Annotated in this window: 5 protein-coding genes; 3 read left to right on the forward strand and 2 right to left on the reverse strand. The window is 57.2% G+C overall.

Annotation, left to right across the window (positions count from 1 at the left end; genetic code table 11):
• Positions 1-77: 77 nt before the first annotated feature.
• From IJL83_00805 to IJL83_00815, 3 genes are read left to right on the forward strand one after another with little or no spacing between them, the layout of a single operon-like run.
• On the forward strand, positions 78-1,262 hold the full coding sequence (locus IJL83_00805; protein MBQ6552149.1) for an aminotransferase class I/II-fold pyridoxal phosphate-dependent enzyme: 1,185 nt from the start codon (positions 78-80) through the stop codon (positions 1,260-1,262).
• Complete coding sequence (locus IJL83_00810; GenBank protein ID MBQ6552150.1) at positions 1,255-2,061, forward strand: SDR family oxidoreductase; 807 nt, start codon at positions 1,255-1,257, stop codon at positions 2,059-2,061. The genes IJL83_00805 and IJL83_00810 overlap by 8 nt, the downstream gene beginning before the upstream one ends.
• 51 nt (positions 2,062-2,112) lie before the next feature.
• Complete coding sequence (locus tag IJL83_00815) at positions 2,113-4,563, forward strand: family 78 glycoside hydrolase catalytic domain (protein MBQ6552151.1); 2,451 nt, start codon at positions 2,113-2,115, stop codon at positions 4,561-4,563.
• A gap of 63 nt (positions 4,564-4,626) precedes the next feature.
• On the opposite strand, the gene IJL83_00820 is transcribed toward IJL83_00815, so the two are convergent.
• A complete protein-coding gene (locus IJL83_00820) occupies positions 4,627-5,337 on the reverse strand; it encodes a tRNA threonylcarbamoyladenosine dehydratase (GenBank protein MBQ6552152.1) in 711 nt (236 codons plus the stop codon).
• Complete coding sequence (locus IJL83_00825; GenBank protein MBQ6552153.1) at positions 5,334-9,416, reverse strand: GH92 family glycosyl hydrolase; 4,083 nt, start codon at positions 9,414-9,416, stop codon at positions 5,334-5,336. The genes IJL83_00820 and IJL83_00825 overlap by 4 nt, the downstream gene beginning before the upstream one ends.
• Positions 9,417-9,637 lie beyond the last annotated feature (221 nt).

A 9,637-nucleotide genomic window follows, 5' to 3' on the forward strand; every position in this document is an offset into this window, starting at 1 on the left:
TGTATGCTAAGATATTTATGTTGACATATTACCTCGAAATGTGTATAATTACCGTATAAATATTTGGAGGTCATACTATGCCGTTATTCAAAAAGTGCAGGGATTTCCATCTTGTAAAAGATATCAAAGCGATGGGGATTTATCCATATTTCCACGAACTTGAATCAAAGCAGGACATCGAGGTAATGATGGAGGGCAAGCGCCGCATAATGCTCGGCTCCAATAACTACCTCGGTCTCACCGTTCATCCCGAAGTCATAGAAGCCGGCGTAAAAGCGCTCGAGAAGTACGGCTCCGGCTGCTCCGGCTCGCGCTTCCTCAACGGCACGCTCGACCTGCACAATCAACTTGAGCACGAACTCGCTGAATTCGTCGGCAAGGAAGAGTGCGTGACATTCTCCACCGGCTTCCAGTCAAACCTCGGCATTATTTCCGCGATTGCCGGCAAAGGCGACTACATATTCAACGACCGCGAGAATCACGCGAGCATTTACGACGCCTGCAAGCTCAGCTACGCCGAAACGATCCGCTACAAGCACAACGATATGGCAAGTCTCGAGAAGAAGCTGAGTGAGGTCCCGCTCGAAGCCGGGAAACTCATCGTCACCGACGGCGTTTTCAGCATGAGCGGCGACATGTGCAAGCTTCCCGAGATCGTCGCGCTCGCCGAGAAGTATAAGGCGCGCGTCATGGTCGACGACGCCCACGGACTCGGAGTCCTCGGCGAAGGCGGACGCGGCACGGCAAGCTATTTCGGACTCACCGACAAGGTCGATATCATAATGGGCACGTTCAGCAAATCGCTGGCGAGTCTCGGCGGCTATATGGCGGCGAGCAGCGAGGTCTGCGAATTCGTCAGACACAGCTCCCGTCCGTTCATATTCAGCGCCTCCATCCCGCCCGCGTGCTGCGCGACCGCGATAAAGGCGCTTGAGATTATGAAACGCGAACCCGAACGCGTCGAACGTCTCGGAGATCTCGCGGAATACCTGCGCGACGGGATGAAGAAGCGCGGTCTCGCTATCCGCGACACCGACAACAAGCGCGTCCCGATCGTCCCCTTTTACACCTACGAACAGGTGCGCACGCTTACCATCGGCAAGATCCTTTTTGACGAAGGCGTTTACGTCAACCCCGTTCTGCCGCCGGCGACGACTCCTACGGAGTGCCTGCTTCGCACGAGTCTGATGGCGACGCACAACGAGGAGATAATCGACGAAGCCCTCGATATCATCAAGAGAGTGGTTGAAGAGAATGCCTGACGTAAAGGTCGTTGCAATAACCGGCGCTTCAAGCGGGATAGGCCTTTGCGCCGCGAAGATGTTCGCGGACCGCGGTTACAAGGTCTATTGCCTCAGCCGCACCGCGCCGAAGGATGAACGCATAAAGCATATACCCGCCGACGTTTCCGACGAAAGCGCCGTCATCGCCGCGTTCGAACGCATAAAGAGCGAAACCGGGCGGCTCGACGTCCTCGTCAACAACGCCGGATTCGGCATTTCCGGAGCGACCGAGCTGACCGACACCGCCGCGGCGAAGCGGCAGTTTGACGTCAACTTCTTCGGGCAGTTCATCTGTGCGAAGCACGCTGCTCCCATGCTCCGCGAAACGAAGGGCGCGATTGTCAACGTCAGCTCCGCTGCGGCGATATTCTCAATTCCATATCAGGCGTTCTACTCCGCATCCAAATCCGCGATAAACTCGCTCACCCTCGCGATGAGAAGCGAGCTGAAGCCCTTCGGCGTCCGCGTCAGCGCCGTCATGCCAGGCGACGTCCGCACCGGCTTCACGGCCGCGAGGATAAAGGACGACGGCGAGAAGTCGCTCTATTCGGACACGATAAAGGCGTCCGTGGCGGTTATGGAGAAGGACGAGATAAACGGCATGCCGCCGGAAAAAGTCGCGAAAATCATCGTTAAACTCGCCGAGAAGCGCAGACCGAAGCCACTGACCGTCGCGGGCGGAAAATACAAGCTCTTCGCGGCGCTCAACAAGCTCCTGCCGACCGGGCTCGTAAATTCCATAGTCGGCTCGATGTATATCAAAAAAGAAAAGAAATAAATGGAATCGGAGACCGCAAGGTCTCTGATTTTCATAAACGCGAGGTGCGAAATGCCGCTTACGATCTTATCAACGACATGTGAATACGCAAAAGAAACTCTCGGCATCGGAAATCCGAATCCGGTCGTCGGCTGGAAGCTTTCGGGCGGCGAAGGAGCGCGCCAGACCGCCTACCGCGTCGAAGTTTTCGACGAGGACGGCGGGGCGGTCTGGGATTCCGGAAAGATCGCTTCCGACGCGCAGTTCGGTATCGGAATCAGGCCCGAGCGTCCGCTTCGCCCGATGAGCGAATACTCCTTCACCGTGACGGTGTGGGACGAAAACGACGCGCAGTCGCCCTCCGTTTCATCAAGCTTTGTCACAGGCTTCTTCAAGTCCCACCAATGGCGCGGCGACTGGCTGAGAATATGGCATTACGGTTCCGTTCACTTTTTCAGGCGCGAGTTTACGCTCGGCAGCGCGTCCGATATACGCTATGCTTACGCGTTTATCGGCGCGTTCGGCGACAAGGGCAATTCCTGCGTGCCGTTTATCAACGGCGAACGCATCGGCGACCTGCCGCTCTTCCCCGGCGCGAGCGAATACTTTACCGCGCAGTACGTCTGCCGCGACGTAAAGCCGTTGCTGAAAGAAGGCACGAACGCAGTCGGCCTTATGCTCGCGCGGACGTCGTCGATAATTATCAAAATCAAGTATAACGACGGTTCGGAAGTCTTCGTCGACTGCCGCCGGTCAGAGTGGAAATCAAAGACCGGAGGCGGCTACAGGCTCGGATACGACGAGAGCATGCAGCACGGCAAATTCGAGGAGTTCGACGCGCGCGAGGCGTTCCACGGCTGGGCCGAAGCCGGATTCGACGATTCCGGCTGGGAGCCCGCGGGCGAGACGAACCCGATAATCGACCTCGCTCCGCTATTTCTTCGTCCGCAGCTTTGCGCGGTCAAAAGCGGCGAAGAGTTATCGCCAGCGGCGATAACGGATCGCGGCGGCGTAAAGCTTGTCGATTTCGGAACTAACCTCGCCGGCTTCGTCAGCGTCCGCATGAAAGGCAAGCCGGGCGAAACCGTCACGCTCCGCTTCGCGGAAAAGCTCGGTGAAGACGGCGCTCCCGTCTTCCCAGACTGGCGCGGCGCGTATAACAAATACACCTTCGCGACGGACGGCGTTGAGGAATACGCCCCATGCTTTATGTACACCGGCTTCCGCTGCGTCTGCGTTTACGGCGACGCGGAAATCGTTTCCGTAACCGCGCGTCCGATACACAGCGACATGCTCGGCGACTCGCGCTTCGAATGCTCCGACGGTGAGATCAACGCGATATGCGAAGCGGCGCGGAAAAGCTTCCTTTCCAACCTCGTAAACATACCGACGGACTGTCCCGAACGCGAACGCCGCGGCTGGACCGCCGACGCTTACGCCGTTTGCGAGGCGGAGTGCGTGAGCTTTGACGCTCACGTCTTCTACTCGCAATGGCTCGAAAGCATGCACGACAGCCAGCGCGGGAACGGGTGGATACCCGTCGAGCTTCCGATGCCGACGGACGACTGTATCGATGTCAACTGGCCCGCAGCGGCGGTGTTCATCCCTTATACGCTTTACCGGCAGTACGCGGACGCGCGGCTCGTAAGGCGGTTCATGCCGATGATGAAGGCGTGGGTGTCGCTGCTCGAAGAGATCTGCGACGGGAATTATGAAATTGCCGAAAGCTATATGAGCTATAAAGACTGGATCGCCGCGGAACCGGCAAGCCCGCGCTTCCTCTCTTCCGTATACTTTTTCAGATGCGCCGATCTGCTCGCGGAGCTTGCCGAAGCCGTCGGCGAGCGCGCCGACGCGGAATACTTCTCCGCGCTCGCGCAAAGGATACGCGCAGCGATCAATAAGCGTTATCTTGCCGTCAGCGGCGCGGAAGCGTATTACGATAACGGCAGCCAAAGCGCAAACGCACACGCGCTCTGTTTCGGCGTCTGCCCCGATGAATTGCGCTCCGCGGTCACCGAAAGTCTCGTAAGCGACGTAGAGAGAAACCGGACCTCCACCTGCGGATTCATGGGAACAGCGTGCATACTCGAGGCCCTTTCCGAAAACGGCAGGAGCGACGCCGCATACCGGCTGATAAAAAACCGCAATCAGGGCGGCTGGCTTTATCTCATCGAAAGCTGCGGCGCGACGACCTTCCCCGAACACTTCAACGGCGGCGGTTCGCAGAACCACGCCTTCCTCGGAAGCGCGCCCGCGCTGTGGGCGTATAAGCGCCTCGCAGGTATTTCTCCCGAGTTGCCCGGGTACAAACGCGTCCGCATCGAGCCGTATATTCCCGACGATATGGAGTTTGCCTCCGCGACGATAGAAACGCTTTACGGCGATATTTCGGCGTCGTGGAAAAAAGAAAACGGCGCGGTAACGCTCGACGTAACGCTGCCGCCGAATGTATCCGGAACCGTCGTCTTCGGCGGCGGGAGTTATGAAATCGATTCCGGATCCTATTCTTACAGCGCTTAAACCCCTATATAAATCGCAAAAAGCCCTCCCGGACCGGGAGGGCTTGTACTTTTATCGCAATACTTATTTGCCGGCTATTCTCCTGACGACCTCGCCCGCCATTATCAGTCCGGCGACGGACGGCACGAACGAAACGCTCGCGGGAGCGGGTCTGCCGCTTTCGCGCTTTTCGGCGTCGGCGGGCGGCGCGGACGGCTCCTCCTTCGAATAGACGACGGGCAGCGATTTTATACCACGCTTTTTCAGCTCGTAACGCATCACACGGGCGAGCGGACAAACTGACGTCTTGTAGATATCCGCGACCTCGAAGCGCGTCGGATCGAGCTTGTTGCCCGCGCCCATGCAGCTGATTATCGGAACTCCCGCGGCGTTCGCGCGGCATATCAGCTCGATTTTCGACGATACGGTGTCGATGCAGTCGAGGATGAAATCGTATTTATTCAGCTCAAAGTCGGCGGCGTTTTCGGCGGAGTAAAACGCGGTCACCGCCTCCGCTTTCACATCGACCGAAATGCGGTCGGCGCGCTCCTTCATAACCTCGGCCTTGCTTCTGCCGAGCGTATTGCGATCGGCGACGAGCTGGCGGTTAGTGTTAGTTTCCGCGACGGTATCGCCGTCGATGAATGTCAGCTTCCCGACTCCGGCGCGCACGAGCGCTTCCGCGGCGTACGAGCCGACGCCGCCGATACCGAAAACGGCGACGGAAGCGTTATTCAATTTCTCGACCGCGTCACCGCCGAGCAGCGCGCGCGTTCTTGCCTGCCAGTCGTTCATATAATGTTCGCCGCCTTTTTGAGAATGCGCAGCGCGTCGCTGACGGTGATCGCGCCGTCGGAGTCCATATCCGCAACGTCCGCGGCGTCGCGCTCCGGCGCAAGACCGATTGCGATACGAAGCGCCGCCAGCGCGTCGGCTACGGTCACTTCGCCGTCCGCGTCGATATCGCCTTCGATTATTTCGTCGTACTCGCGGAAACCGCCGAGCAGTTCGACCTCGCCGATTTGGAACGAGCCGTTTCCGGACAGTTCAAGGCGGTAATACTTATACTCCGCGGGCTCTGCGACCTTGAACGGACGAACGTACTGCGTCCACTGATAATTCACGCCGCGCTCGTTTATAAGCTCGGCGTAGCTGCCCTCTTCTCCGCTCTCGGAGCCGTAAAGCTTTATATCTATCGTCATATTCTGCGTCCTGCCGGAAGCGACCGTTATCATCTCAACTTTCTTCGGCTCCGCGAACGTAAAGTTTACAACGCCGCTGCCGCTTACGGTCGCGACGCTCGACGAATTATCGACGAAGAGATTCGCTCCGGAAGTGACGGACGTATAGCTCTTGGCCGCTTCTTTGGAGTAATCCTCGGCGGTGTTCAGTTTTTCGCGCCTGCCCGTTGCGGAGGCGAAATCGCTGCCGACTCCCCATTCAGACGGCTCGCTTCCCATAACGAAGGTTATTTCCTTCGCTTTCAGCAGCTCCTCATGGGTGATGAAACAGTCGTAATACGGAACGCCGTCGATCTTCATCGACTGAACATATACGTTCTCGGCGCTGTTATTTTCCGCGGTGACGACGAGGTCGCCGGTAGGCAGATGCAGCGTGTATTTTTTATACAGCGGCGAGGTTATCGCGTACTCGCCGGAGCCCATATTCAGCGGATAGAAGCCGAGCGCGGATAGGATATACCACGCGGACATTTCGCCGTTGTCCTCGTCGCCGATGTAGCCCTGACCGAAGCGGTTGCCGACGAAAAGGCGTCCGAGCGCTTCGCGCGTAAGCGCCTGCGTTCTGTAGGGCCGGTCGGCGTAGTTGAACATATAGAGTATGTGGTGAGATGGCTGGTTGCTGTGCTGATACTGCCCCATACGCACCTCGCGGGCTTCGTACATCTCGTGCTGCCAGTCGAGAGAGCCGGGCTCCCACCTGTTGGAGGCGTTCAGCAGCTCTTCAAGCTTCGCCGCGAGTTCGTCCTTGCCGCCGTAAAGCCGGGCAAGTCCGTTGCCGTCCTGCGTGACGGAGAAGGCCGTGCCCCAGCCGTTGGTTTCGATATATCCCTGCGACCAGTCGTAGGGATTGTCGGTATCCGCGTTATACGAAAACGCGCCGTAGCGGTACTTGACGAAGAAATCGAGATCTTCGCAAAAGTCGTTTTTATAGTCTTTGGCGCGGTCGAGGTAGTATTCGTATTCAGCGTCGAGCCCGAGCGACTTGGCGAGCTGAGCGATGCCGTAGTCGTTTACCGCGCTTTCGAGATGCCAGCAGAGGTTGCCGTAGTTATCCACGCCGGCAAACGGATTCAGCGACACGTTCGGGCGCCCGAAGTTGCCGGAAGACGGCGTCGAAGCGTTGCGCACGGCCGAAAGGAACGCGCCTTCCCTGTCGAACTCGATACCCTTCGCCGCGGCGTCGCCGAAGATGACATCCGAGCTCGTTCCCGCCATCGCGTTGACGGCGCCGGGGTTGAGCCAGCGCCCTACCCATCCGGCGTCGTAATAGTGCGCGACGAGGCCGTCGAGCAGGTCTCCGTCGAGCTCCGGAGTCAGCAGCGCGTATGCCGCCCACGCAGTGCGGTAGGTATCCCAGAAGCCGTTTGTGGTATACAGCGCTCCGTCTTTAACAACGGGGTTGTCGGCGCTGCTGTGATAAAGGTCTATATGTGCGATATGCGGATCGTCGGCGGTACCCGTGTTCTCGCTCATGTTCGTCGGGAACACGTTAAGGCGGTACAGGTTTGAATAGAGGGCGACGGTCTCCTCCTCATTCATTCCCTCGGCTTCGATAACGCCGAGGAGCTCGTTCCAGAGCGCCGCGCCCCGGTCTTTCACGTCCTCGAGCGTGTCCGTATCGGCGATTTCGAGGCGCAGGTTCTTCTCCGCCTGCGCGACGCTGATATACGACGTCGCAAGGCGCATGACGACTTCGGTCGTTCCCTTCGCGAACGTGACGGCGCCGATATCGCGGTTAGCCATATCGGTTACGACGGCGCCGGCCGGTGCCTGATCGAAGCAGCCGTAGAGATACATCCTCGGATAATACGTGTCCTGTATCGGAGAGCCGTAATCGATATACGCGCTGAAGCTCTTTCCGTCATCCGAGAGCGTCAGCGACCATTCGGCCTTCATATCCAACAGACCGGTATATGAGCAGACGGAATCGAGAATGACGTTTACGTTCGCGGCGTTTTCGGGATATGTAAAGCGCACGATGCCCGCGTGATCCGTCGGCGCGATCTCGACGCGGACTCCGCTCGCGGGGCTGCCTTCGGCAAGCACCACCGAGTAGTAATTCGCGTGGCAGATCTCGTCATTGCGGTCAAAATCGCATTTTCTCGAAGCGCAGTTGATACCGCCGCGCGACGGATCGTTCACGCCGGTATTGGGCATAAACATAAACGCGGCGTAGTCAAACAAATGAAAACTCGCCTGATGGGTTATCATAAAATGCTGTATCTGATTCGACGGATGGTATCTGTAAAGCTGCCTGTGGCCGTCGTTCGTCGATGGGGTCCACAAATTGAACGCGTGCGGAACGCATACCGCCGGATAGGTCAGGCCGCGGTTAGTCTGCGCGGCGCCGTCGTTGCTCCCGCGGCGCGGATCGGTGTAATCGACGAGGCAGTCGCACTTCAGAGGAGCGCGGTCGCATATCTTAATATCGTCGAAATACGCTATTGGGTTCTTTTCTCCTTCGTTGGACGGTTTGTCGTAAACGACGGCTATCTTGTCTATCGTCTTGCCCGCCGCCCAATCGCCGACTCGTGTCTCGATCATATTCCAGTTGCGCGTATAAAGCGCCTTCGTCTCGCCCTGAGCGCGCGCGGAGATGCCGTGACGGTTCTGATCGACGGCGCCGAGGTCGCTGAGATAGGTTCCGTCCGTGAAGCGTATATCGAGCGCGACGTAATGGCTCGTGTATTCGTAGTCGTAGTTATCCTCCGGCTTTGCGTCGGGAATATCCTCAAAATCAGGGAAGACATTATAGCTGAAATACGTGTTAGCGGTCACGGGGATCATAAGGTGGTCGAAGATATAAGCGTTCGAATATCCCCTGCCCGTGCCGGAATGCGTGCCGGTAACCCGCATACAGTGCGCGCCGTTCCACGGCTCGTTGTTGACGCCTATGAAGGATTGCGCCGGTCCCCCCTCTACGATCTCCGCAAGCAGGGCGCCTGTAGTAAGATTATTCGCGCCGGCGTTTTCGCGTATGGTAAAGTCTGAGAACTGCACCGCGCCCGAGGTCTCGCCGCCGGCCTTTTTCGTTATTACCATACGGTAATACTTGTAATACTCCCCATTCTCGAGAGAGAACTTTTTTGTCTGCGAACGCTTCGTGAATGTCTGCTCCTCGACCGTGTGGAGCATTATCCACTCCTCGCCGTCGAAAGATCCCTCAAACGTCCAGTCCATAGGCGCGTTTGTGTTGTAGTTATTCGTGGAAGTAATCGAATAAACAACCGCATTGACCGGCTCGCGCATCTTGTAGCTGATGACGACCGGAAATTCGGTGTTTGTCATATAGCTCGTTGCGGCGTCGCAATCGGCGAGGTTCTCCGGAATTCGCGAAGCCGGCGTCGGCTGCGGAGCGGAAACACTCTCCACCATCTGCATCGCCCAATTGTTAAAAGCAGACGAACGCACGTTTTCCGCCCTTTCCGCATCGTAATACCCGCGCATCGGAACGGCGAAATAGTTCTCTCCGGTCACCTCGCCCATATCAAAAGAAGTATAAAGTGCGGTATACTCATCTATCTCCTCTGCGGCGACGGTCACAGAGCTCACAAGCGAGGGAACAATACTAAACAGACCGCCGGCAAAACCAATAACAAGCAGCACGGCAAGCATCTTTTGAAATAATTTCATAACGCACCTCTTTCAAAGCGGAAATCCGTCCAAAAACCTATGATAATTATACCGACTTCAGAGGTCAATGTCAAGCGCGCGAATAAATATCCCCCCGTAAAACGGGGGGTATTTCATTTTCGGGCATAGCCCTTATAATACTGGCGACGCACAAGTGCGTTTTAGATTGGCCTGCCAGCCATGCATCTGTTACTTACTACCCATAAATGGGTCCCGTGGGT

The sequence above is a fragment of the Clostridia bacterium genome (assembly GCA_017438525.1).
Lineage (GTDB): Bacteria > Bacillota > Clostridia > Oscillospirales > RGIG8002 > RGIG8002.

What these genes read in the sequence shown, in the direction of transcription:
- IJL83_00805 (MBQ6552149.1), top strand. Translation starts at nt 78, where the DNA reads ATGCCGTTATTCAAAAAGTGCAGGGATTTCCATCTTGTAAAAGATATC.
- IJL83_00825 (MBQ6552153.1), bottom strand. Translation starts at nt 9,416, where the DNA reads ATGAAATTATTTCAAAAGATGCTTGCCGTGCTGCTTGTTATTGGTTTT.
- IJL83_00820 (MBQ6552152.1), bottom strand. Translation starts at nt 5,337, where the DNA reads ATGAACGACTGGCAGGCAAGAACGCGCGCGCTGCTCGGCGGTGACGCG.
- IJL83_00810 (MBQ6552150.1), top strand. Translation starts at nt 1,255, where the DNA reads ATGCCTGACGTAAAGGTCGTTGCAATAACCGGCGCTTCAAGCGGGATA.
- IJL83_00815 (MBQ6552151.1), top strand. Translation starts at nt 2,113, where the DNA reads ATGCCGCTTACGATCTTATCAACGACATGTGAATACGCAAAAGAAACT.